Here is a 25,277-nt window from a genome sequence, read left to right as displayed (position 1 = left end):
GGCACCACGTCCCTTGCGGTCGTCCTGTATGTCGATGACGGATCAAGACTGTGGTAGCGGGATCACCAACCCCGCTGCCACAGACGATGCGATCATCATTTGGAGGCCTGACTAACAAAGACGTGCCGTCAGACCGGAACGGAGACGCCGTCCTTGACCTGCAACGTCTTGAAATAGGCGTTTGGAAGGTTGCCGTTCGGCAGGAACTCGCAATTGCTTGAGGCGCCGTCGTAGTTGATCTTCTTGCCGGCCGCCAAATGCGCCAATCCATCCGCCACATTGCCGACGGCCTCGCCCTCCGGTCCGCCGATGGTAGAGCGGATCGTCTCCTGGATGGCTTGACCCGTTGCCTGCTTCGAGGCGGCGATGGCAAGCAGGATCAGGTTGATCTGGTCGTAAGCCTGGCACGCATTGGTATCGAGTGTCTGGTTGCCGGCGATTTTCTTCAGACTTTGATAAGCGGAGGAATCTTCTGCGACCGACGGCAAGACCGTGTAGACGCCTTCCGCGACACCCTTCCCCGCAGCCTGTACGAATTGGGTCGTAATTGCTGTTCCAAAACCACAAACGGTGCCGTCGTAGCTGTTGCGATAGAGATCCTTCATGATGCTGGCGCTGTCTTGCGGATATCCGCCCAGCATGATGAAATCCGGCTTGGCCCCAAGTGCCTGGTCGACTTCGGAGCGAAACGAGGTCTTCGTACCATCGTAGATGACGTGGGAAACCTTAGCGCCGTGCGGCTCGACCTCGTCCGTCAGGCCCTTAAGCATTGCCTGGCTGAACGGATTCTGGGCCAGCATCAGGAAGAAATTCTTTGTGCCCTTGCTCAAACCGAACTTGCCGATTTCCCTGCCCTGCAGCGAGACGGGCACATAGGTACGGATGAAGTAGCCTTGATGGGGCAGGTCTGCCAGCGTGTCGGATGCAGCGATGCCAAGCATCGCCACCTTGTTCTCCCAACAAATCGGCAGGGTCGGCATCGCAACGCCGGAAGACCAAACGCCGGTGACGGCACACACCTTGTTGACGTCGATTAGCTTGCGAACGGCAAGGACACCGGCGTCCGGATTGGTCTGATCGTCTTCTACGAAATACTCGACCTTCTGGCCGAGTATGCCGCCGGCAGCGTTGACTTCATCGACGACATGTCTCTGGATATTGGCCATGATCGGGCCCCAGACGCCGCCGGCGCCACTAAGTGGCATCAGGCCACCGATGCGGATGGCCCCCAATTCCTGCGACCGCAGAACGGCTGGCGCAAAGAGCAGCGCAGCCCCTGCCCCCGCTGTCTTCAGCAGGTTTCGCCGCGAAATGGCTGGAACGATATCTTTCATACTTACCTCCCTCTGTGAACGGCCTCCCGAGGCCGGTCTCTACTTCTCGCCGAGAAAGATCTGGCGGATATCCTTGTCGTGCAGCAGCTCTTGCGCTGGCCCGCTTCGCGCGTTCTGGCCGTCGACCAGGATGTAGGCCCGGTCGGAGATCCCGAGCGCCTGGATGGCGTTCTGCTCGACCATTGCGATCGAGACGCCGTCGTCTCGGATACTCCGGACCATCTCCAGCAGCCGCTCGGCGGCGGCCGGTGAAAGACCTGCCGTTGGCTCATCCAGCAGCATCAGCTTCGGCCCGACCATCAAGGCCATCGCCATGGCCAACAACTGCCGCTGCCCGCCGGAAAGCGCGTCGCCGAGATCGCGTCTGCGCGCAGCAATCTCCGGCATGCGGTCGTAGACCTGCGCCAGCCGCGTCTTGTATTCGACCCTGTCGAGATACCCACCGATCTCGAGATTTTCCTCGATCGTCATTGATCGAAAGATGTTGTTTTCCTGTGGCACGAAGACCACGCCGCGGCGGCTGACTTCGCGCGGCTTCAATCCGGCGATGCTGGCGCCGACAAAATCGATACTGCCCGAACGGGGCGCGACAAGTCCGGCAACAGCCTTCAACAGCGTCGATTTACCGGCGCCATTCGGTCCTAGAATGGAAACAATCTCGCCAGGAGACACTTCCATTCCGACCTTTTTCAAAATCTCGTCATGCGGACCATAGCCGGCGACGACCTGACTGACCTGAAGGAACGTCATATTGCGCTCCCGAGATAGGCAGACTGCACGACCTCGTTGGCGCGGATATCCTCGAACAGCCCTTCGGCGAGGACCTTACCGGAGGCAAGGACGATGACGTGATCACAGACTTGTCGGATGAAGCTCATATTGTGCTCTATGACGAGAATGGTGACGCCCTGGTCGCGGATAGCCAGCAGATAAGTACCCAGATCGACGGCGAGCGACGGATTAACACCAGCCATTGGCTCGTCGAGCAGAAGAAGCTTTGGCTCGCCAAGCAGAGCCCGACCGAGTTCGACGAGCTTCTTCTGGCCGCCGGAAAGGTCAGCTGCCCGGTTGTTGGCGACATGCGCAAGATTGAGTTGCGACGCGAGCTTCCATGCCTCGGCGATGACCGCTTCCTCCCGCTGGCGCACGGAGGACGCATCGAGAAATACGCGCCAGAGCTCTTCGCCCGGCTGAGATCTGGCATAGAGCGCCAAATTCTCGAGAACCGTCAGTTCGGAAAGGCCGCGTGCGAGCTGGAACGTGCGCGTCAGACCCATGTGAGCGAGCTCGTCCGGGCGACAACCAGTAACGGCCCGGCCATCCAGCAATATCTCGCCACTGGTCGGAGGTACCGTGCCAGCTATGATATTGAACAGGGTCGTTTTGCCTGCGCCGTTCGGACCCAAAAGTCCCGTAATCGAGCCGCGCCGCACCTTGAATTCGGCCCCCGCAACCGCGGAGACACCACCGAACTTGCGGTAAACATCCCTAACTTCCAGGATGGCATCTCCCGGCGAATTAATTGCTTCCGTCAAGAATAACGCTCCCATTTGCGCCGGCACAGGAATGCCAGAACATCAAACCGGTGGCTCGCCGCAACAGCTAGAGGAAGCCGACTTCCTCCTTCCACAGTTTATAAATCGGTGGCGGCAACGCTGCTCCGGCCACCATGTGTCGACATTAAGATCACGGCCCTTTGCTGTCAACGAGTAAAGGGAGCGTTTACACCATTTGCAAACTACCGCGTGCACTGTGATTTGCGTTGTGTCGTTGCGAAGACCATTCGGGCCTAGTGCCATCAGAGAGGGTGCCCGCCTAGCACGTTGTTTTGATGTGCATTTTATAAAGGCGCCTTCCGCGTCTCCTGCTCTTATTGTGAGCTGTAACAAAAAAAACCCATCTTTCGATCGACGAATGAGAATCCTGATCGGAGCGAAAGAAATTGACCAGAAACAGCAATGTGCGTGCGGTCGCGGAAAAAAATGTCGACACAATAACCTTTTCTGCGTCAATGCTACTGCAAAACGCCGCCGGCCTGAACGGCGAATGGCGAAGCTACTTAGTTCGCCATTTATATTCGCGCCGTGACAGGCCCACGGGCTTGCAAACCTGCCGTAAAAGACTCGCCTCCGCTGAAGCGGCAGCAGGAAGCGTTACTAGGCGGTCGTTTGACGCGTGGCCTAGCGGTGTGCCGTTCAGAATTATCTATCGCTGTCCGGGAATTGAGCGGATCTTTGGAAGTCGTTTCCGCGCGTGCAAAAGCTTGAGCGCATCGCTCCCGCACGACATGACACGAAGCGTGGTCTCGATCCGGGAAGACGAATGCTGTCAACGCCGTTGGTAACCGCAGCACAGTTCTGGAGGAGGTGGCAAAGCGCGAAGGGAGGTGTTCTCACCGTAGACGACAATCGCTTCGTAGGCATCGGCTCCCTCAACGTTGTGTTCGGCGCCGATCGCAATCCTCCCGCGTCGGCTGCCCGATCTCGAAACGCATGCCGATACGGCTTTCTATCTGATCCATAGCGTGGATATCACGCCTCGTGTCCGCTAATCGATTGGTGTTGCCGGCGAGCAGTAAAGCGAAGCTGCAGCGCTCCTGCAGATGCAGCAGCTCCCGCAAAACAGTGGGTGTGATGTGAAGTTCTGATATTCGTCCAACGGACGCGCCGGGCCGTATCGGCCCGGCGCGGCAGGTATCACAAAATGCCAGATCGAGGCAAGCGCGCCTGTAAGTGGCGCGCAATTAATCAGTACAATCAACAAGATATCGAGAAAGCCGATGGTACCGTTGGCTGGGATCGAACCAGCGACCTCCGGATCCACAATCCGGCGCTCTAACCAGCTGAGCTACAACGGCACGTCTGCCTGAGCGGGATCGGCGGAACATAGTCCCCTCGAGTGCTCTGTCGTTCGGCGATGCGTCCTTACGGGCTTATGGATTTTAATTCAAGGCTTTTGCAAAGCAAAGGTCACTTGCCCACATGGAAGCGGATCTGCGGACAAGAAAAAGGCCGGCGGGAGGAGGTGCCGGCCTTTTCCTGTTACGAGCCAGCGGGAGGAGGTGCTGGCTGGTCACCCCGGAGGCGGAGGGAGGAGGTTCCGCCGACCGGGTATTCGTTGATGGCTGCCATCATACACACGATCATTTCGAAGAAAATGCGACCTTTTGTTACATCTTCTGATCATGCGCAAATATTAGGCGGCCTTGATGTCCTTCATCGCCTTCTCGAAAACGGTCTTGATCGGCTTGGAGACATCCTCGGCCGCCTTGGAGGCGACGGTCTGGAACTCCTTGGCTTGCTCGACGGTCATTTCGACGCGCTTGCGCAGGAACGCGGTCTGCAGCTCCACGACTTCCGACAGCGATTTGGCGCCGATCAGCGCCTCGAGATGCGAAAAGCCCGCTTCGGCATTGGCGCGCAGTGCGGCAACGGTCTTGAGCGACAGGTCGCTGGAAACGGTCTTGGCGGACTCGTATGTGGATTCCAGGGCCTTCTGGGTCTCCTCGGCGCCAGTCTTGAGCTTGGCGTAAGCCTCCTTCGACTGCTCAACGCCCTTCTCGGCGAAAGCGCGGATCTGGTCGGTGGCCTTGGAAGCGTCAAAGCTCGGGAATTCAACGTTTTCGATGGTCTCGGCAGTCTTGGTCCTGGACATTTTCCATCCTTTTCAGCGGTAGCGGCTTTGACGGAAAGCCGTCTCGTTCATGTATGATGGCAATATAAAGGCAATTTTTGTGCATTGCAATATCTTTGTTGCACTGCACCATAGATTCCCGTCTCGGCCGTTAACCAAGAGCCGAAATTCAGGCCTATGCACGTTCTGGCTTGTGGACCTTCGCGCCGCCGGCTTTTATTAACAAAGCGTTAACTGCAAAAATGCCCGCTGCATGAGGATTTCGCCAGCGCATGCCGTCCGAATATTCCTTTCTTGACGTCGCCGTGCTCGACGCGGTCCGCCAGCGCTTCGCCGCCGGCGACGCGATCGCGATCCTGTCGGCGAATCTGGAGCAAGTGATCTGGGCCAATGGACCGGGTGCCGCAGTGTTCGGCTATCCCGACATCGAAAGCATCATCGGCGCCGAGGCACGGCTGCCGCTGATCGCCCGCCGCCAGATCATGGCAACTAGTGGATTTCCCGACATCGGCAGCGACCGAAGCATCACGGTCAGGCTGGCGACCGGCATGACCAGCCGCGCCATCGGCTTCCTTGCAAGCGCTGTGACGCTGCCCGACGGCGAGAACGCCATCATGCTGGCGGTGCCGGCGGCCCAGACCGGCTCGCGCAGTGCGGCCGAAATCGCCGGCAGGGCCATCAGCGGCTTCACGGAAGATGGTCATTTCATCGCCTTCATCGACGCCAGCGGCAATGTCGAAGCGGCATCGGAGAGCTTTTCGCAGCTCGGCATCGAGCCCGCGACGCTGGCCGCGCTGGTGGCCGACGTCGCGAATGAGAGCGACCGCATCGTCAAGCGCCTGGTTCCGGGCGGCGGCACATCCTATCCGGCGGGCCTCGCCCGACTGACGCCTGAGCGACATTTGCTGGTGGTGATCGACGAAAACAGGCTCGACGACCGTGCGCTGGCGGAGGGGACTCCAGCGGCCGAGCGTTCGGAAGGACGTAACCGCTCACAGGCCGTCGCCAAGGATATCTCGGAACCGAAGGCACAAGCCGCTGCCGAAGCGGCCGTGCAGGAACCGGCGGCGGCAGAACCCGGACAACCGGCGGCAAACGGTACGCCGGCACAGCACGACCATTGGTATTTCAATGCCGGCGAGGACGGGAGGCATGCGCGCGGCCCAGCCGCGCCGGACGCCGAAGCTGCACTTTCGCCGGCTGCCGCCGAAGGTCCAGCCGAGGACGCGAAGCACGATGCCCAGGCTCCAGTTGTTCCGGCAGCCCCGGCCGCCAGGACCGTGGACCGCACGGCGGCGCCGCTGCGTTTCGTCTGGCGAACCGACGCCGAGGGCAGGTTCAGCGCGCTGTCGCCGGAATTCGCCGACGTCGTCGGCAAACCGGCCGCGGACGTCATCGGCAGGCGCTTCAGGGACGTCGCGGCGGCCTTCGGGCTGGATGCGTCCGGCGAGATCGCCGGTCTCCTGGAGCGGCGCGACACCTGGTCCGGCCGTTCCGTGTTGTGGCCGGTCGTCGGCACGGACCTGAAGATCCCCGTCGACCTGGCGGCCCTGCCCGTCTATGGCCGCAGCCGTGCCTTCGAGGGTTTCCGCGGTTTCGGCGTCGCCCGCGCCGGCGACGCCGTTGTCGATCCTGAAGCGATCGGCATGGCGCTGGTGCCCAACAGCGAGGCCCCCCCGGCGTCGGAACCGGTCGAACCCGCACCCGAGGAACCGAAGACCGAGGAGTTGAAGCCATCGGACCCGTTCCGGGGCGAGGTGCCGGCGCTGACCATCGTGCCGAAGCCTGAACGCCGCTTTGCCGACAAGGTGATCCGTCTGGCCGAACATCGCCAGCCGGCTAACGACAAGGGTCTGTCGACCCTGGAACGCAGCGCCTTCCGCGAGATCGGCGAGCGGCTGAAGAAGGAAAGCAGCCCGGCCGAGCCGGAGGCCGAAAGACCGGGTCCGGACGATGCCGGGCAACCGGAGGCGGCAACGCCGGCGGGGCCATCCGAGAAACCAGCGGACGCCCGCAAAAACCTTGCGCCAAAGGGCGAAGCCGCACCGGCTGAGCCGTCCGAAACCGATGTCGATGCCGAGGATGCAGAGGATCTCGCCCGGCTTGATGGCGAACGGCCGGACAAAACGGCTGATGGGGAGCCCGCCGACACGGTAGCCGGAGTGACGGGTTCGCTGCTCGACTATGCCGAGCGGAGCGAGGAACCAGCGCCGATCGCCGACAACAATGACGAGACCCCGGCTTCCGAACCGGCGGCGGCGCGGACGGAACGGGAGAGCGAAGAGCCCGTCGCGGCGGCAGGCGAACCGGCCGTCACCGGCACCAACGATGACATTGCCCACGACGAGAGCATGACATCAGCCGATTTTCGCGATGCCGAGGACAGTGAGGACTGGGTCGAGGACGAGGAAGCGTCCGCGTCCGATGAGCAGGCCGCGACCGCCGAGGGGGCCGCCGGCACAAGCGACGCGGTGGAGGCTCCGGTCGAGCGGCCACGCCTCAAAGTGCCTCCGCTCAAGCTCGAAGGGTTCGTGCCGTCGGCCTTTGCGGTCGGAGACGAGAGCAAGGCTCCCGACACCTCGCTCCTGAGCAAGCTGCCCGTGCCGCTGCTCATCCATTCCGGGGATGAACTTCATTACGCCAACGAGGAGTTTCTCGTCCTGACAGGCTATGAGACGCTCGATGAACTGGCGGACGCCGGCGGGCTGGGCGCGCTGTTTGCCGATCCCTATGGCCATGATGGCGCCGCCGAGGGCGCGGACCGGGCGTTGCGGCTGAAGACGCATGGCGGGCAGGAATTTCCAATCGAGGCTATCCTGCGTTCGGTTCCGTGGCGCGACGGCAAGGCGCTGATGCTGGTGGTGCGCCGTTCGGGCGAGGATGAGGCACCGGCGGCACTGCATGCGGCCGGCGACGAGCAGACGCAGCCCGATATTTCCGAGCTCAAGGCGCGCATCGCCGAGATGCGCACCATCATCGATACCGCCACCGACGGCGTCGTGCTGATCGGCCGTGACGGCGCGATTCGTTCCATAAGCCGTCCAGCCGAGGCGCTGTTCGGCTTCGACAGCGACGACGTGACCGGCAAGCCGTTCGCCTCGCTGTTTGCCATCGAAAGCCAGCGCGCGGCGCGCGATTATCTCGACGGCCTGTCCGAGCCCGGCGTGGCGAGCGTCCTGAACGACGGCCGCGAAGTCATCGGCCGCGAGGCGCAGGGCCGCTTCATTCCGCTGTTCATGACCATCGGCCGGCTGCCCAACGACAGCGGGTTTTGCGCGGTGGTGCGCGACATCACGCAGTGGAAGAGGGCCGAGGAGGACCTGACCCAGGCGCGTGCGGTGGCCGAGCGCGCCTCCTCGCAGAAGACGGATTTCCTCGCCCGCATCAGCCACGAGATCCGCACGCCGCTCAATGCCATCATCGGCTTTTCCGAACTGATGGTGGACGAGAAATTCGGGCCGGTGGCCAATGACCGCTACCGCGATTACCTGCGCGATATCAACCGATCGGGCAATCATGTGCTCGATCTCGTCAACGACCTTCTCGATATCTCCAAGATCGAGGCCGGCCAGCAGGAAATGGCCTATGAAGCGGTGTCGCTCAACGACACACTGGCCGAGACGGTGGCGATGATGCAGCCGCAGGCCAACCGCGAGCGCGTCATCATTCGCTCCAGCTTCGCGTCGCGACTGCCGGAAGTGGTGGCGGACCTGCGCAGCGTGCGCCAGATTGCCCTCAACATCCTGTCGAACGCCATCCGTTATACCCAGGCCGGCGGCCAGGTGATCGTCTCGACCGCCTATGAGACATCAGGCGATGTCGTCATGCGCGTGCGCGACACCGGCATCGGTATGAGCCAAGCCGAGATCGAGCAGGCGTTGAAGCCGTTCAAACAGATCAATGCATTGAAACGGGGGCGCGGCGACGGCACCGGTCTCGGCCTGCCGTTGACCAAGGCGATGGTTGAAGCGAACCGCGCCCGTTTTATCATCACCTCGACGCCCGCCGAAGGAACCCTGGTCGAGATCGCGTTCCCGTCGACGCGCGTGCTTGCGGAATAGGCAAGCTCCCGTCCATCCAGCCGCCTGAAAAAGAAAAGGCGCCCAACAGGACGCCTTGAAAGATGGGATTTGCTGTCACAACGGGGGCTTGAGCGAATTCAGATCCTCCGGGGGCTGAGGAACGGGATTTCTCCCTCAAGTTACGTGCGACTATCGACGCCGGGCCTTAACAAGTCCTTACCAGGTCCCGAAAAAATTTACGAATGTGTACCACTCGTGAAATCTAGGTAAATTCGCGCGGCAGATTTGATTAACCATGCCGGGCGGGCGGTCACTCGGCCAATTGCGGCAGGTTTCTGAACAGCTCGAGCGCCTCGGGATTGGCGAGCGCCTCCTTGTTCTTGATGGCGCGGCCATGCACGACGTCGCGCACCGCAAGCTCGGTGATCTTGCCCGATTTGGTGCGAGGAATGTCTGACACGGCGATGATCCTGGCCGGCACGTGGCGCGGGCTGGCGCCGGCGCGGATTTTCGCCCGGATGCGCTTCTCCAGATCCTCGTCGAGCTGAACGCCGGCGGCCAGCCGCACGAACAGCACCACGCGCACGTCATTGTCGAAATCCTGACCGATACAGAGCGCCTCCAGGATTTCCGGCATCTGCTCGACCTGATTGTAGATCTCCGCCGTGCCGATGCGCACACCACCCGGATTGAGCGTCGCGTCGGAGCGGCCATGGATGATCATGCCGCCATGAGCGGTCCACTCGGCGAAGTCGCCATGGCACCAGACATTGTCGAAGCGCTCGAAATAGGCAGCCCGGTATTTCTTGCCCTCGGGGTCGTTCCAGAAGCCGATCGGCATTGCCGGGAACGCCTTGGTGCAGACCAGTTCGCCTTTCTCCTGCCTGACCGGCTTGCCGTCGTCGTCCCAGACGTCGACAGCAAGGCCGAGGCCTGGTCCCTGGATCTCGCCGGTCCATACCGGTTCAGTCGGGACGCCGAGGACGAAGCAGGAAACGATGTCGGTACCGCCGGAGACCGATGCCAGATGCACGTTCTTCTTGATCCCGTCGTAGACGAAGCGGAAATCCTCGGGCGACAGCGGCGAGCCCGTCGAGGAGATGGCGCGCACGGTCGACAGATCATGGCTTTGGATCGGCTTGAGGCCGGCCTTGCGTACCGAATCGATGAATTTCGCCGAGGTGCCGAAGAAGGTCATCTTCTCGGCGTCGGCGAAGTCGAACAGCGCATTGCCATTGGGGTAGAAAGGCGAGCCGTCATAGAGCAGCAGCGTCGCGCCCGAAGCGAGGCCCGACACCAGCCAGTTCCACATCATCCAGCCGCAGGTGGTGAAGTAGAAGAAGCGGTCGCCGTCGAGCAGGCCTGCGTGCAGGCGATGTTCCTTGAGGTGCTGGATCAGCGTTCCGCCGGCCGAATGGACGATGCATTTGGGAATACCGGTCGTTCCGGACGAGAACAGGATGTAGAGCGGATGCGCGAACGGCAGCCGCTCGAAGGTGACCTGCCTGACCGCGAAGGGCGACAGCGCCTCTTCCATCGCCACGGCCTTATCGATCGTATCAGCGACATCGGCCGAGGTGCCGAGATAGTCAACGACCACCACCTTGCGGACAGTGTCCAGCTTTGCGGCCACCGCGGCGATCTTGTCGGCGACCTCGATCGCCTTGCCGTTGTACCAGTAACCATCGGGAACGATGAAGACGACGGGTTCGATCTGCCCGAACCGGTCGAGAACGCCCTGCTCGCCGAAATCCGGTGAGCAGGACGACCACACCGCGCCGATAGAGGCGGTCGCGAGCATCGCGGCGACTGTTTCCGGCATGTTGGGCATCATCGCAGCGATACGGTCGCCTTTCTTGACCTTGAGCGACAAGAAGAGTTGCTGGAAGCGCGAGGTGAGCGCATGCAGTTCGTTCCAGGACAGCCGGCGCTCGACCTTGTCCTCGCCGCGAAACACGATCGCCTCTCCTGCTCCGGTCTTCTTCAGGAGGTTCTCGGCGAAATTCACCATCGCGTCGGGAAAGAAGGCCGCTCCCTGCATCTTCTCGCCAGCGACGAGCACACGCTCGCTTTCGGCGCTGCCCTTGTCGCCGACGATGCCGCAAAAATCCCAGACCAGGCTCCAGAACGCTTCGCGGTCCGCCACCGACCAACGGTGAAGGTCGGCATAGGAAGTCACGGATATGCCGCTTTTTGCAGCGGCGGCCTTCATGAAGGCGGTCAGCGGCGCAGCGTCAATCTGGTCCTGCGTCGGGGTCCAGAGTGGTACTTCGGCAGCCATGATGGGTCCTCCCAGGATCGCCACCGCTTATGCATATTGCGCCGCAGCAGAGCAAGATTTTGTTCGGCCGAGGCGTCCAGATGTGCGCAAATGCCATCGCCGGGCCATAAAGACTTGAAATGCCTCGACCCTAAGTCGTAGTGACGACTAGAAGTCGTAGTGACGACTGGAAGTCGTGGTGACGACCGGGTTTACACCCGCCGGACGATTTTTGTCGGAACGAAAGCATACGGGGCGATATGCCATCATCTTTGATCCGACGCGGAACATGGGCGATCGGCGCTGCCGTGATCGTCATCGCGCTGGTGGTCGCCGCCCTGCCGCTGATCGCTTCGACGCGTATCGTGCGCGATCGTATCGCCTGGGAATTGAGTGCCTGGAGCGGTTTCCGGGTTGCCATCGAAGGCTCGCCGCGCATCGAGGTCTGGCCGAACTTCCGGGCGATCCTGACGGATGTGACGCTTTCGAAGTGGACCGACGTCGACGCACCGCCGGTCGTCGAGGCCGAACGGGTCGAGGTCGACCTCTCGGCCATGGCGGCGCTGCGCGGCGACGTGGTGTTTTCCACGGCGCGGCTGGTGCGGCCGACGATCAGGGTCCAGCGCACGGCGAGCGGCCTGTTCCTGCCCACCGCTCCGACCGGCGGCCGCATCGCACGCGCCATCGACGTGGCGCGCGGCGTGGTCGGTGCGGACCCCGCCAAACCCGATCTTGACAAGCTACCGGCCGACACTTTCGGCACGGTGGAGTTCAGGGACGGCCGCATGGTGGCGTCCGTCAACGGCAAGGACGAAGAGGTGCTGAGTAGCCTGAGCGGCCAGGCGACATGGGCGGCGATGAACAGCAATGCGACGCTCTCGGCGACCGGCATCTGGCGCGGCGAAAGCGTCGCCGTGGATGCCGCATCGCCGAAGCCGCTGGTGTTGTTTGCCGGCGGCATGGCGCCGCTCACCCTGTCGTTCAAGGCGGCGCCCGCCACCTTCTCCTTCGACGGCACGGCCAGCATGTCCGAAAACGCCTATTTCGACGGCCAGGCCAAGTTTTCAGCGCCCTCGTTGCGGCGTGTGCTCGAATGGTCGCAGGCCGATATCGCGCCGGGCGCCGCGATCGGCTCCGTCAGCATCTCGAGCAAGGTGACCGCGACGGCGGGGCGCGTCAAATTCGAGAACACCGCACTCTCCCTCGACAATAACCCAGGCATGGGTGCGCTGGACCTGTCGCTTGGCGACGCACAGCCGGTGATCTCCGGCACGCTCGCCTTCGACACGCTCGATCTGAGGTCGTTCCTGTCCGCCTTCACGCCGCTCGGGCCGGCAAGCGGGGCAGGTCCAAGCGAAGTCGACACGAATTTCGCCGACCGGGTCAATCTCGACCTCAGGCTGTCGGCGGCGCACGCCACGGCAGGCTCCATCCAGCTTGCCGACGTCGCCGCCACGGCGCAGGTCAAGGATGGCCTGTCCGTTTTCGACATTTCCGATGCCTCGGCCTTTGGCGGCAACATCCAGAGCAGCCTTCGCTTCGACCGCAAGCCCGAGGGCAGCCAGGTCGAGATCCGGCTGCTGGCTTCCGATATCGATGGCGGCGCTTTCGGCACGGCGGCCGGGATGACGCGGCTGGTGCCGGTCGGCACGGGGACCGTGTCCGTCATCCTCAAAGGGCCCGGCAGGACCTGGGACTCGATCTTCGAAACCGCCGACGGCTCGGTTTCGGCGACCTTCGGGCCAGGCGCGCTCAGCAAGTTCAACCTGCCGGCCTTTCTCAAGCATACCGAACAGGGCGGCTTCTTCGCACTTGACGACGTCTCGGACGGGACACTGCCGATCGATGGCGCCGAACTGAAGGCCACCATCTCGAAAGGCGTGGCGAGGCTGGACAAGGCCGAGGCCAATTCGGCGAAGTACAAGATCTGGCTTTCCGGCATCGCCTCCTATGCCGGACGGGGGCTGGCGCTGTCCGGCGGTGTCATCCAGCCGGACCAGGTCGCCACGCAGGCAAACGGCCAGCAAGGCCCCAAGCAATCGTCCTTCTTCGTTGGGGGGACATGGAGCACGCCGTTCATTTCGCCGATCAACCGCGGCGTGTCGGGCGAATAAGCAGTCTTTCGGCCTCTTTGTTCAAAGATGATCTCGACAAACGGAACCGTTTGTCCGCGAAAACCGGTGCCCACTTTTCGGGATCATGCTCAGCCGCGTTGCGCGGCCTGCTCGTCGCGCTGGCGCTGCACCTCGCGACGCTTGTTGGCAAGCGAAGCGACGATGACGCCGACCGCGACGACCGCGATCAGAATGGTGCAGGCGGCGTTGATCTCCGGCGTCACGCCGAGACGAACCTGGCTGTAGATCTTCATCGGCAGCGTGGTCGCACCCGGCCCCGAGGTGAAGCTGGCGATGACCAGGTCATCGAGCGAGAGCGTGAAGGCAAGCATCCACCCCGACACGATCGCGGGCAGGATGACGGGCAGCGTGATCTGGAAGAATGTCTTGACCGGCGGCGCGCCGAGATCCATCGCCGCCTCCTCGAGCGAGCGGTCGAAAGATACGAGGCGCGACTGCACGACGACGGCGACGAAGCACATCGTCAAGGTGGTGTGTGCGAGTGTGACGGTGAGGAAGCCCCGGTCGAGGCCGACAGCGACGAAGAGCAGCAACAGCGACAGGCCGGTGATGACTTCGGGCATGACCAAAGGCGCGAACACCATGCCGGAGAACAGTACCCTGCCCCGGAAACGCGTGTAGCGTGTCAGCGTCAGCGCCGCCAACGTGCCGAGCACGGTCGCCGCCGTGGCCGAAATGACGCCGACGCGCGCCGTCACCCAGGTGGCGTCCATGAGGCCCTGATTGTGGAACAGCGACACGTACCATTTGGTCGAAAAGCCGCCCCAGACGGTGACCAGCTTGGATTCGTTGAAGGAGAACACGATGAGCAGCACGATCGGCAGATAGAGGAAGGCGAAACCGAGCACGATCGAGGTGATGTTGAAGCGGCTCCAGCTGCTGTTCATTTGTCCTGCTCCTGCGCCTTCGCCTGGGCTTGCTGGAAGATCATGATCGGGACCGTCAGCAACAGCAGCAGGATGACCGCAACGGCTGAAGAGACCGGCCAGTCGCGATTGGCGAAGAACTCGTTCCACAACGTCTTGCCGATCATCAGCGTCTGCGAACCGCCAAGCAGATCGGGAATAACGAATTCGCCGACCGCCGGAATGAACACCAGCAGGCAGCCGGCGATGACGCCGGGCAATGACAGCGGGAACGTGATCTTCCAGAATGCACTGGTCGGCGGACAACCAAGGTCCTTGGCCGCCTCGATCAGCGAATAATCCATTTTTTCCAGCGACGAATAGAGCGGCAGCACCATGAACGGCAGGTAGGAGTAGACGATGCCGATGAAAATCGCCGTATAGGTGTTGAGGATGACCAGCGGCTGGTTGATCAGATGCAGCGACAGAAGCAACTGATTGAGCAGCCCCTCGGGCTTCAGGATGCCGATCCAGGCATAGACCCGGATCAGGAACGAGGTCCAGAACGGCAGGATGACCAGCATCAGCAAGGTCGGGCGGATCGTCGCCGGCGCGCGGGCCATGCCATAGGCTATGGGATAGCCGACGATCAGCGTCAACACGGTCGAGATCGCCGCGATGATCAGGCTGGTGACATAGGCGTTGAAATAAAGCGCGTCCTGCGTCAGCCAGGCATAGTTGTCGAAGTTGAGGTCGCGAAAGCCCGCGAAGAAGCCGGAGACGCCGTCGCTGAAATCAAGCACCGGCGTATAGGGCGGCATGGCGATCGCCGTCTGCGACAACGAGATCTTGAAGACGATGATGAAGGGGACGAGGAAGAAGAACAGCAGCCAGAGATAGGGAATGAAGATGACGAGACGATTGACGAAGCCGGCGCCCAGCCGCGCCAGCAATGGTTTTGCCGCGGCCGGTAGGGCGGCGTCGGTGGCGGCGATGTCGGACATGTCAGCCCCCTACCGCGTCAGCACGACGCCGGCATCCGGCCGAAAAGAGACCCAGGCGCGGTCGTTCCAGGTCAGCTGGTCCTCGGTGATGCGCGCTGCGTTCAAGGCGCTTGCCCGCACGAGCTGCCCGTCGTCCAGCCGGACGTGGTAGACGGTCATGTCGCCGAGATAGGCGATGTCGTAAACCTCGCCCTCCAGCGCATTGACGCCATCGGCCGGCTTCTTGGACGACACCTTGATCTTCTCCGGCCTGATCGCGAAGACGATATCGGCGCCCGCGGCGGCGGCATTGCCGGCATTCTCGACGAGGATCTGGGCGCCGGTCGCTCCGGTGATGCGCGCCGTCTTGTCCGTCCGTTCGGCAACCTTGCCCTCGAACATGTTCACGTTGCCGACGAAATGCGCGACGAAGCGCGACGCCGGGGCCTCGTAGACTTCCGCCGGCGTCGCGACCTGCATGACCTCGCCCTTGTCCATGATGGCGATACGGTCGGCCATGGTCATGGCCTCTTCCTGGTCGTGGGTGACAACGACGAAGGTGAGGCCGAGTTCCTGCTGAAGGTCCATCAGTTCGAACTGCGTCTCCTCGCGCAGCTTCTTGTCGAGCGCGCCGAGCGGTTCGTCGAGCAGCAGCACCTTCGGCCGCTTGGCGACCGAACGGGCGAGCGCGACACGCTGGCGCTGGCCGCCGGAGAGCTGGTGCGGCTTGCGCTTGGCGAACTGCTCGAGCTTGACCAGCTTGAGCATCTCGGCGACGCGCTTTTCGACGTCTGGCTTGGCCATCCCTTCCTGCTTGAGGCCGAAGGCGATGTTGTTCTCCACCGTCATATGCGGAAACAGGGCATAGGACTGGAACATCATGTTGACCGGCCGGCGATAAGGCGGGATGCCGCGCAGATCCTGGCCGTCGAGCAGGATGCGGCCGGCCGTCGGCTCCTCGAAGCCGGCGAGCATCCTGAGCAGCGTAGATTTTCCGCAACCGGAGGCGCCGAGCAGGGCGAAGAACTCACGCTCGAATATGGTCAGCGAGAGGTTGTTGACGGCGGTGAAGTCGCCGAACTTTTTGGAGACATTGTCGAACTGAATGTATGGCTTGGCGTTCGGATCGTTCCAAGGCGCGAAATCCCTGCGGATGCTGCCAAGCGATTTCATGTGCCCACTCCGTCCTGCTGCTTTGCCCCATCGAAAAGAAGGAGACCCGGCAGGGTGACTGCCGGGCCTCCTCGGACTGACTACTGACCGGTGACGATTTTGGTCCAGGTGCGCGTGATGACGCGCTGGGTCTTGGGATCGTAGGGCGAGATCGTAAAGAGCTTCTGCAAGGTCGCGGCGTCCGGGTAGACAGCGGGATCCTCCAGAAGCGCCTTGTCGACGAATTGCTGGGAAGCCTTGTTGCCGTTGGCATAGAGCACGGCGTTCGACGATTTGGCGATCACCTCCGGCTTCATCATATAGTTCAGGAACTCATGCGCCTCGGCGACATGCGGCGCATCGGCAGGGATTGCCATCTGGTCGAACCACATTTCGGCGCCTTCCTTCGGCACGGCGTAGCCGATCTCGACGCCCTGCTTGGCCTCCTCGGCGCGGTTGCGCGCCTGGAACACGTCGCCCGACCAGCCAACCGCCAGGCAGATATCGCCATTGGCCAGAGCGTTGATGTATTCGGAGGAATGGAACTTCCTGATGTAGGGCCTGATCTTCATCATCAATTCCTCGGCCTTGGCAAAATCGTCCGGCGACGTGGTCTCAGGATTGATGCCGAGATATTTGAAGGCGGTCGGGAAGATGTCGGTCGGCGAATCCAGGACATAGACGCCGCAATCCTTCAGCTTGGCCAGCTTTTCCGGATTGAAGAACACGTCCCAGCTGTCGATCTTGTCGGTGCCGAGCGCTGCCTGCACCTTCTTGATGTTGTAGCCGAGGCCGACCGTGCCCCACATGTAATTGATCGAATATTCATTGCCGGGATCGTATTTGGCGGTCCGTTCCGAAACCGTGTCCCACATGTTGGAGAGGTTCGGCAGTTTCGACTTGTCGAGCTTCTGGAACACGCCGGCCTGGATCTGGCGGGCAAGGAAATTGCCGCTCGGGACGACGACGTCATAGCCGCTGCCGCCGGCAAGCAATTTGGTTTCCAGGATCTCATTGGAATCGAACGTGTCGTAGACCACCTTGATGCCGGTCTGCTTGGTGAAATCGTCGATGACCGTGGGGTCGATATAGTCCGACCAGTTGAAGACATTGACGACGCGGTCCTCGGCGTGGCCGCCGAGCGTAAAGAGCGCCAGAAATGCCGAAGTCGCCGAAAGCCAGAGCGCTTTGCGGATCATGCTATTCTCCTTTGGTGAGTGTTCCATCGCCGGCGCGTCGCGGTATCCGCGCGGCCGGGCATTTGCTTCAGACTATTGAGCTTTCTAGGAGGCGACAAGCGCCAATTGCCGCGCCGCCGGCTGTCGCAAGCGATGCTCGCGCGCCACTGTCCTGGGCTGGAAGGAGTCGCCGCATCGTCAGAAGCTTTCGCCGCCGCGCAGGCAGAAATACTGGAATATGATCCGGTCTCGATCGGGTCGCCGGGGAGACTTGGCAAGATAAGCCTGTCTTGTTGTTGCCGTGGTCCCAGCCTGCCCGCGCGGCAGCGAACTTGTCAATGGCAAAGCTAGGGCGCCGCATCAATTCGGCGACGGCACGCCGGTGACCCCTGCCCTGACTGGCCGCGTCTGTCGCTTGAACTCCAGTCCGATATGGACGAGCAGCGCCGTGACCACCACCGCGCCGCCGACGATGGTGCGGCCCGACGGGACCTCGGAGTGGATCAGCCACACCCATATCGGCCCGAGGATCGGCTCAAAGGTGCCTAGCAGCGCGGCAACGGCGGCCGGGATCAGCCGCGCGCCGGTGGCGAAGAAGGCGAGGCCAAGACCCAGATTGACCACCCCGAACACGAAGAGAAAACCCATGTCGATGCCCGATACGGCGAAGGTCGAAGCCTGCGAGGCGGCAAAACCCGCCGCCAGGATCGTGCCGAGGCAGGTCGCCGGCGTCATGCGCACGCTGGAAAAGCGCCGGGTGATGACCGTGGCGATCGAGAACATGACGGCGATCAGCAGCGCCAGCCCGTCGCCCATGGGCGAAACGGCGCCATCCAGCGATTCCGACACCATGATGGCGACACCGGCGATGACGGCGGCAATCGCCAGCCAGGTCGCGACCGCCACTCTTTCGCGAAAGAGCGCCCAGGCAAACAGCGCCGCAAGCAGCGGCACGCCGGCCTGCATCAATAGGATGTTGGCGACGGTGGTGTAGGCAAGCGCCACGACAAAAGAGGTCGACGCGGTGGCGAAGCAGAAGCCCACGGCAAGGCCGGGCAGGCCCATGCCGCGAAACGACCTCAGCATGCCGCGCCAGCCGTCACGCCAGACCATGAAGCAGAGCAGGAAGGCGGCCGCCCACACGGAACGCCAGAACACCACCGTCCAGCTGTCGCCGGCGGTGATGAAGCGGGCGATCGTGCCGCCGAAACTCCACATCAATGCCGACAGGAACACGAGCAGGAAGCCGATGCGCTCCTCCCGCTGCGGGACGGTCGATGAACGAGCGATCGGCGATGATGCTGTGTCGGTCATGGGTACGACTGTCGATGTTTGAGAACGGCACAATGCGCAAGGGACGACAAAAACGTACCTCATTCGCGTAACGCAAAGGCGCGGGCCCGGCGTGATCCAGAGACCGCCGGCGATTGTGGCAAGTCCGCCTTGCGAAGCGTCACTGGAAATCGAAGGCGCTCAGGCCTGTCACCATCTCGTCGAGGCCAAGCGGGCGCGTCACCGGCGGCTCGGCGCGCGTCAGGCAGCCGACGCGCTCGCAAAGCCGGCAGGCGGGCCCGACCGGCGTCGCCGCTACCGCGCCAGCTCCGCCTTTTCTGGCCGTCGGGCCGGGAAGTGCCGCACCATAGACGATGTCGTCGCGAAAGCCGATGTCGCACCCCAGCAGCAGTGCGGTGCGGCGCGGCCGCTCGGAGAACGCGCCTTGCGGCCCCTCCAGCGTGCGGGCGATGCAGAGGAACTCGGCGCCGTCGGGCATTTCCACCGCTTCGACAAAAATCTGGCCGGGCTGGCTGAAGGCGACGTGCACGGGAAGCTTGGGACAAGCGCCACCGAAGCGGCTTTGCGGAAAGCCCAGGCTGCCGGCTTTGCGGAAGCGATTGCCGGCATTGTCGATCTCCAGCATGAAGAACGGCACGGCCGAGGCGCCTTGCCGCTGCAGCGTGGTCAGCCGGTTGGCCGCCTGCTCGAAGGAAACGCCGAAGCGCGAGCGCAGCACGTCGATATCGTAGCGGGCACGAACGGCCGCCGCGTGGAAAGCCTGGTAAGGCATCATCAGCGCATGCGCCGCGTAGCGCCCGAGTTCGAACCGGGCGAGGCGGCGGGCCTCATCTGTGGACAGTTTCAACGCCTGGATCTCGCCGGCTATCGCGACGGTCATGCGGATCAGGCATGCCTCCATCGCCATTTCGCGTAACTGGTCGAACGGCGACAGGCGCTCGGACAGGAACAGGCGCTGCGAATGGCGATCGTAACGGCGGCGCCAGTTCGGCATGGTGGCGACCGGCAGCACCTTGACGACGATGCCGTATTCGCGCTTCAGCCAGCCCTTCAGCGCAGCAGACAAATCATCGCCGGGATCGAGCACCGAAGTGAACGCTTCCGCCTCTTCCTCGATATGCGCAAAATGGTTCGGCCGACGCTCGAAAATCTCATGCACCTCGTCGATCGGCAGGCGGGCGCTGGAAAGCGCCGTCACCCGCCCCTCGCGCGCAAGAAGCTCGTTGAGATCGGACAGGCGCTCGGCCTGTTCGCGATAGGCACGGAACAGTTTTATCACGGCCGCGGAGGCATTGGGCGCGGCTTCGGCAAGCTCGATCAGTTCCTGGTCTCCCGGCAATTCGCCAGCCAGCAGCGGATCGGCAAACACTTCCCTCAAGGCCGCGACAGAGCCGCCCGCTTCGCCCTGCAGCTCATGCGGATCGACCTTGTAGACGGACGCCAGCTTCAGGATCAACTGCACCGTCAGCGGCCGCTGGTTGCGCTCGATCAGGTTGAGATAGGATGGCGAGATGCCGAGGCCTTCGGCCATTGCCGTCTGGGTCAGGCCCTTGGCGTTGCGGATGCGGCGGATACGCGGCCCGGCAAATATCTTCTGGTCGGCCATAGGGCTCCTTAACAGGAATTTACATTGCCGTCGCTGCTACGCTTCCATGCGATTTTTTACAATAATTACAAATTTACCTCGCCCATCTGTCAAACACAATACAGATTTTCCCTTATTGATGGCCTGATTCTTCGATTTGCATGGCTCTTTTCGCCTCGCACTGTAAATTCAGTCACATTCGAACGCGGCGAGGAATGCCGCCGAGCCGCAAAGAAACAATCCTCCGGAGTAGAGCATGACTGATTTTTACAACCTCGTACCCTCGGCCCCCGAGGGCCGCTTCGATGGCATCGAACGCCCCTATTCGCCGGAGGATGTGACGCGACTGCGCGGCTCGGTGCAGATCCGCCAGAGCCTGGCGGAAATGGGCGCCAACCGGCTGTGGAAGCTCATTCACGAGGAGGACTTCGTCAACGCGCTCGGCGCCATGTCCGGCAACCAGGCCATGCAGCAGGTGCGCGCCGGGCTGAAGGCGATCTACCTGTCTGGCTGGCAGGTCGCCGCCGACGCCAACACCGCCTCGGCCATGTATCCGGACCAGTCGCTCTACCCGGCCAACGCTGCCCCCGAACTCGTCAAGCGCATCAACCGCACCTTGCAGCGCGCCGACCAGATCGAGACCTCCGAAGGCAAGGGGCTTTCGGTCGATACCTGGTTCGCACCTGTTGTCGCCGATGCCGAAGCCGGCTTCGGTGGGCCGCTCAACGCTTTCGAGATCATGAAGGCGTTCATCGAGGCAGGTGCCGCCGGCGTCCATTACGAGGATCAATTGGCATCGGAAAAGAAGTGCGGCCATCTCGGCGGCAAGGTGCTGATCCCTACCGCGGCCCACATCCGCAACCTCAATGCCGCACGCCTGGCAGCCGACGTGATGGGCACGCCCACCCTGGTCGTGGCGCGCACGGACGCGGAAGCGGCGAAGCTGCTCACCTCCGACATCGACGAGCGCGACCAGCCCTTCGTCGACTACGACGCCGGCCGCACGGTGGAAGGCTTCTACCAGGTGAGGAACGGTATCGAGCCCTGCATCGCGCGCGCCGTCGCCTACGCTCCCCACGCCGACCTGATCTGGTGCGAAACCTCGAAGCCCGACCTGGCGCAGGCGAGGAGATTTGCCGAGGGCGTGCACAGGCATCACCCCGGCAAGCTGCTGGCCTATAATTGCTCGCCTTCGTTCAACTGGAAGAAGAACCTCGACGACGCCACGATCGCCAGGTTCCAGAAAGAGCTCGGCGCCATGGGCTACAAGTTCCAGTTCATCACGCTGGCCGGTTTCCACCAGCTCAATTACGGCATGTTCGAACTCGCCCGCGGCTACAAGGAGCGGCAGATGGCAGCCTATTCGGAGTTGCAGGAAGCCGAGTTCGCGGCGGAGGCCAACGGCTACACCGCGACCAAGCACCAACGCGAGGTCGGCACCGGCTATTTCGATGCCGTGTCGATGGCGATCACCGGCGGACGGTCATCGACCACGGCCATGCATGAATCGACCGAGCACGCCCAGTTCAAACCGGCTGCGGAATAGCAAACCAGGGATCTCGGCAAACGCCCAAGGGCATACAGCAAGGAGAAGACCAATGGCATCGATAAGCCGCGTCAAGGAACGGGCCGAAGAGCAGTCGACCACGATGAGCATCGACCAGCAAGCGACGATCCGCATGCTGGCCAACGATCTGCACCGGCTCAACCAGTCGGTGATGAAGGCGGTGGAAGCCGGCGTCTCGGTCGAGCTGGTGCGCTCGGCACGACACCATGGCGGCGACGGCAATTGGGGGGACCTGTTGATCCCGGTCATCGTCACGCAGCAAAGCCATGGCTGATCGAAGATCGCGCAGGCCCGCCTCTCACCTGCGCAGTGTATGCGCAGGTGAATTTTATTTTCATGCAACCAAGGAATGGACAGAGCAGTACAGTACTGTTGCTTGAATTGACTGCTGCGGGAATGCTTTCCCCAGCTTTTTATTTCGGCTTGACAGGGACCGCGATCTCACGCCAATTGTCGCCTGATTTCAACTCTGCATTGAAATGGGACGAGTTTCTTGGCTGACTTGGGTGCCCAGTGAAGCGTGACGACGAAAGCGCGAAACATCCGAATCTGGTGACCCGCGATTCAGCCACGGAGACGATCCGCCAGACCTCGCAGGTGCTCGTTGTCGGCAAGTCCCCGATCAATCGGGTGGTGATTTCCAAGATCGTCGAGCGGTCCGGGCTCAAGCCGATCTCGGAATCACCCGAGATGGCGGCGAAGACCTTGCGCTTGCTGGTCCTGGCCGTGATTGTCCTGGACGGCGGCGCCGATAACAGGGACTGCGACACTCTGATGCCCGGCATCGAGATGTTGCGGCGGGCTTCGGGTAAATCGCTCCCTCCGGTGGTACTGCTTTCAACCAAGAACGGCACGCCGGAGAGCCTTGGCCTTTCAAACGTCGTCGACGCGGTGGTGGCCAAACCGATTACGCCCGAGCGCTTGCAGCCGGTGATTGATCGGCTGGTCAACCGCTGAAGGCGGCAAGCAAGCCTATCCGGCGAGGCTTTCGATCAGTTCGGGCAGTTGTCCGAGATCGGAGATCTGCCGGAAGCGCGGTTCGGCAATGGGCGCTTCGACATGTTCAAGCACCCAGGTCAATTCATGCGGCACATGAACGCCCCAGCCGCCGGCCTCGATGGCCGGCACCACATCGGACTTCAGCGAATTGCCGACCATCATGCTCCTGGCCGGGCCGTCGCCATGGCGACTGAAAACGCGCGCATAGGTAGCCGCGTTCTTGTCGCTGACGATCTCGATCGCGTCGAACAGATCGCCAAGACCGGACCCGGCCAGCTTGCGTTCCTGGTCGAACAGATCACCCTTGGTGATCAGCACGAGGCGATAGGCGCCGGCGAGCCGTTCCACCGTCTCGCGCGCATGCGGCAAGACCTCGATCGGGTGGCTCAGCATCTCGCGACCGGCGCCGAGGATCTCCGATATGACCGAAGCCGGCACGCGAGCTTGCGTGACCTCGATCGCCGTCTCGATCATCGACAGCGTGAAGCCTTTGATGCCGAAACCGTAGACGGCAAGATTGCGTCTCTCCGCCTCCAGCAGCCGTGCCGAGATATGTTCCTCTTCGCCGTGATCGGCAAGCATGGCGGCAAAGCGCTTCTCGGTCATGCGGAAGAACTGTTCGTTCTGCCACAGCGTATCGTCGGCATCGAAGCCTATGGTGGTCAGTTCGCCGGTCTTCTGCATCGACGCCTTCTCGTATGTGAACGAGGCTGAACCTAATCTCGCAGCCGCGATTTTCAACCGCAACGGCCAATGCCGGCTGCTCCCCTTCCCTTCGGTCGCCGGGCACAGCTATACTCCTAAATCCGCAACCCAATCTGGTGAATGATGCCGCCTGCAAAAAAGGAAGTCCGTCCGTCGAGCCGCGGAGGGCGCGCCCGCACGCCTGCCTTCGTGAAAAACCTGCGTGGTGTGAAGAACTGGAAGGAAGTCAGCGAATGGCTGCAATGGCGCGGCATCGAAGACATCGAATGCATTACGCCTGACCAGGCCGGCGTTGCCCGCGGCAAGATGATGCCGTCGAAGAAATTCACCTCCAACACCTCGCTGGCGCTGCCTTCAGCCGTATTCATGACCACCATCTCAGGCGGCTATCCCGAAGACGGCAACGGCTTCCATTATCCGGAGGACGACGGCGACCTCAAGCTCATGCCGGACCTGTCGACGCTGACGGTGGTGCCTTGGGAGGAAGACCCGACGGCGGCCGTCATCTGCGACCTCGTCCACCAGGACGGCCGTTCGGTGGAATTCACGCCGCGCAACGTGTTGAAGCGTGTTCTGGCCGCCTATGACAGGCGCGGGCTGAAACCGGTGGTGGCGCCCGAGATCGAATTCTATCTGGTGCGCAAAAACCCGGATCCGGATTACCCGCTGACGCCGCCCGTCGGCCGTTCGGGGCGGGCGATCGGCGGCGGCGCCGGTTATTCGATCGCCGGCGTCAACGAGTTCGACGAGCTGATCGACGACATCTATCATTTTTCCGAAAGCCAGGGCCTGGAGATCGACACGCTCATCCATGAAGAGGGCGCCGGCCAGCTCGAGATCAATTTGCGCCACGGCGATCCCGTCGAACTCGCCGACCAGGTGTTCATGTTCAAGCGCACTATTCGCGAGGCGGCGCTGAAACACGAAATCTACGCCACCTTCATGGCCAAGCCGATCCAGGGTCAGCCGGGCTCCGCCATGCACATCCATCAGTCGATCATCGACAAGAAGACGGGCAAGAACATCTTCTCGGCCGAGGACGGCTCGGAAACCGAGGACTTCTTCCATTTCATCGGGGGCATGCAGAAGCATGTGCCGAACGCGCTGGTCATGTTTGCGCCCTACGTCAATTCCTACCGCCGGCTGACGCAGTCCGCCTCGGCTCCGGTCAACAACAAATGGGGCTACGATAATCGCACAACGGCATTCCGCGTGCCGCGCTCGGATCCGGCGGCGCGCCGCGTCGAAAACCGCATCCCCTCCTCCGACGCCAATCCCTATCTGGCAATGGCCGCTTCGCTCGCCTGCGGGCTGATCGGCATCACCAACAAGATCAAGGCCGAACCTCCGGTGCTGACCACCGCCAATGCCGACGAGATCGACCTGCCGCGCAGCCTGCTCGAAGCCGTCGACCTGTTCGAGGGCGACGAGGAACTCTGCGCGCTTTTGGGCAAGTCCTTCGCCGCGACCTATGCGGCGATCAAGCGGGCGGAATTCGAGACGTTCATGGAAGTGATCAGTCCTTGGGAGAGGGAGTATTTGTTGCTGAATGTATAGGGGAGTAGGGGAGTAGGGGAGTAGGGGAG

General features: G+C 62.2%; 18 protein-coding genes and 1 tRNA gene. 6 read left to right on the top strand and 13 right to left on the bottom strand.

Going from position 1 to position 25,277, the window contains the following annotated elements:
- Positions 1-128: 128 nt before the first annotated feature.
- The 5 genes from FJ443_RS28790 to FJ443_RS28765 all read right to left on the bottom strand — a co-directional run bounded on the left by FJ443_RS28790 (position 129) and on the right by FJ443_RS28765 (position 4,988).
- Positions 129-1,334 carry an ABC transporter substrate-binding protein gene (locus FJ443_RS28790; protein WP_140666592.1) on the bottom strand — a complete coding sequence of 402 codons (1,206 nt, stop codon included), beginning with the start codon at positions 1,332-1,334 and terminating at the stop codon, positions 129-131.
- Positions 1,335-1,373: 39 nt separating this feature from the next.
- Complete coding sequence (locus tag FJ443_RS28785) at positions 1,374-2,084, bottom strand: ABC transporter ATP-binding protein (RefSeq protein WP_140666590.1); 711 nt, start codon at positions 2,082-2,084, stop codon at positions 1,374-1,376.
- Complete coding sequence (locus tag FJ443_RS28780) at positions 2,081-2,869, bottom strand: ABC transporter ATP-binding protein (protein WP_210239627.1); 789 nt, start codon at positions 2,867-2,869, stop codon at positions 2,081-2,083. The genes FJ443_RS28785 and FJ443_RS28780 overlap by 4 nt, the downstream gene beginning before the upstream one ends.
- 1,245 nt (positions 2,870-4,114) lie before the next feature.
- Positions 4,115-4,191 (bottom strand) — tRNA-His (locus tag FJ443_RS28770).
- A gap of 338 nt (positions 4,192-4,529) precedes the next feature.
- On the bottom strand, positions 4,530-4,988 hold the full coding sequence (locus FJ443_RS28765) for a phasin (RefSeq protein WP_140498518.1): 459 nt from the start codon (positions 4,986-4,988) through the stop codon (positions 4,530-4,532).
- A 251-nt stretch (positions 4,989-5,239) separates the two neighbouring features.
- Here FJ443_RS28765 and FJ443_RS28760 point away from each other — a divergent pair, with 251 nt between their 5' ends.
- The gene (locus tag FJ443_RS28760; RefSeq protein WP_140666586.1) at positions 5,240-9,028 is read left to right on the top strand and encodes a PAS domain S-box protein; all 3,789 of its coding nucleotides are present in this window, start codon (positions 5,240-5,242) and stop codon (positions 9,026-9,028) included.
- 271 nt (positions 9,029-9,299) lie between these two features.
- Here FJ443_RS28760 and FJ443_RS28755 read toward each other — a convergent pair whose 3' ends face one another.
- Positions 9,300-11,270, bottom strand: a complete 1,971-nt coding sequence (locus FJ443_RS28755) for an acetoacetate--CoA ligase (RefSeq protein WP_140666584.1) — start codon at positions 11,268-11,270, stop codon at positions 9,300-9,302.
- Between the two features lie 239 nt (positions 11,271-11,509).
- Here FJ443_RS28755 and FJ443_RS28750 point away from each other — a divergent pair, with 239 nt between their 5' ends.
- Positions 11,510-13,363: an AsmA family protein gene (locus tag FJ443_RS28750; RefSeq protein WP_140498521.1), complete on the top strand. Its 1,854-nt coding sequence runs from the start codon at positions 11,510-11,512 to the stop codon at positions 13,361-13,363.
- 89 nt (positions 13,364-13,452) lie between these two features.
- Here the strand turns inward: FJ443_RS28750 and FJ443_RS28745 are convergent, their stop codons facing one another.
- The 6 genes from FJ443_RS28745 to FJ443_RS28720 form a co-directional block, all read right to left on the bottom strand.
- Positions 13,453-14,271, bottom strand: a complete 819-nt coding sequence (locus FJ443_RS28745; protein WP_140513402.1) for an ABC transporter permease subunit — start codon at positions 14,269-14,271, stop codon at positions 13,453-13,455.
- A complete protein-coding gene (locus FJ443_RS28740) occupies positions 14,268-15,233 on the bottom strand; it encodes an ABC transporter permease subunit (RefSeq protein ID WP_140498523.1) in 966 nt (321 codons plus the stop codon). The genes FJ443_RS28745 and FJ443_RS28740 overlap by 4 nt, the downstream gene beginning before the upstream one ends.
- A gap of 9 nt (positions 15,234-15,242) precedes the next feature.
- Positions 15,243-16,385 carry an ABC transporter ATP-binding protein gene (locus FJ443_RS28735; protein WP_140666582.1) on the bottom strand — a complete coding sequence of 381 codons (1,143 nt, stop codon included), beginning with the start codon at positions 16,383-16,385 and terminating at the stop codon, positions 15,243-15,245.
- A gap of 80 nt (positions 16,386-16,465) precedes the next feature.
- The gene (locus tag FJ443_RS28730; protein WP_140513398.1) at positions 16,466-17,563 is read right to left on the bottom strand and encodes a polyamine ABC transporter substrate-binding protein; all 1,098 of its coding nucleotides are present in this window, start codon (positions 17,561-17,563) and stop codon (positions 16,466-16,468) included.
- Positions 17,564-17,902: 339 nt separating this feature from the next.
- Positions 17,903-18,856, bottom strand: a complete 954-nt coding sequence (locus tag FJ443_RS28725; protein WP_140525264.1) for a DMT family transporter — start codon at positions 18,854-18,856, stop codon at positions 17,903-17,905.
- 139 nt (positions 18,857-18,995) lie between these two features.
- Complete coding sequence (locus tag FJ443_RS28720) at positions 18,996-20,441, bottom strand: XRE family transcriptional regulator (RefSeq protein ID WP_140558070.1); 1,446 nt, start codon at positions 20,439-20,441, stop codon at positions 18,996-18,998.
- Positions 20,442-20,676: 235 nt separating this feature from the next.
- On the opposite strand from FJ443_RS28720, the gene aceA reads away from it, so the two are divergent.
- The 3 genes from aceA to FJ443_RS28705 all read left to right on the top strand — a co-directional run bounded on the left by aceA (position 20,677) and on the right by FJ443_RS28705 (position 22,944).
- Positions 20,677-21,966, top strand: coding sequence for an isocitrate lyase (aceA, locus tag FJ443_RS28715; protein ID WP_140498528.1), 1,290 nt, complete (start codon positions 20,677-20,679; stop codon positions 21,964-21,966).
- Between the two features lie 52 nt (positions 21,967-22,018).
- Complete coding sequence (locus FJ443_RS28710; protein WP_140498529.1) at positions 22,019-22,261, top strand: hypothetical protein; 243 nt, start codon at positions 22,019-22,021, stop codon at positions 22,259-22,261.
- A 239-nt stretch (positions 22,262-22,500) separates the two neighbouring features.
- Complete coding sequence (locus FJ443_RS28705; RefSeq protein WP_140513394.1) at positions 22,501-22,944, top strand: response regulator; 444 nt, start codon at positions 22,501-22,503, stop codon at positions 22,942-22,944.
- A gap of 15 nt (positions 22,945-22,959) precedes the next feature.
- On the opposite strand, the gene FJ443_RS28700 is transcribed toward FJ443_RS28705, so the two are convergent.
- Complete coding sequence (locus FJ443_RS28700; RefSeq protein WP_140498531.1) at positions 22,960-23,670, bottom strand: HAD family hydrolase; 711 nt, start codon at positions 23,668-23,670, stop codon at positions 22,960-22,962.
- Between the two features lie 141 nt (positions 23,671-23,811).
- Between FJ443_RS28700 and FJ443_RS28695 the strand changes: the two genes are divergently transcribed.
- Positions 23,812-25,248 (top strand): glutamine synthetase family protein, encoded by a 1,437-nt coding sequence (locus FJ443_RS28695; protein WP_181168616.1) that lies wholly within the window; start codon positions 23,812-23,814, stop codon positions 25,246-25,248.
- Positions 25,249-25,277 lie beyond the last annotated feature (29 nt).

Origin of the sequence: Mesorhizobium sp. B2-6-1, from assembly GCF_006440475.1 — a bacterium.
Taxonomy (GTDB): Bacteria; Pseudomonadota; Alphaproteobacteria; order Rhizobiales; family Rhizobiaceae; genus Mesorhizobium.
The sequence above is the reverse complement of the archived record's forward strand: the minus strand, read 5'-3'. Positions and strand labels throughout refer to the sequence as shown.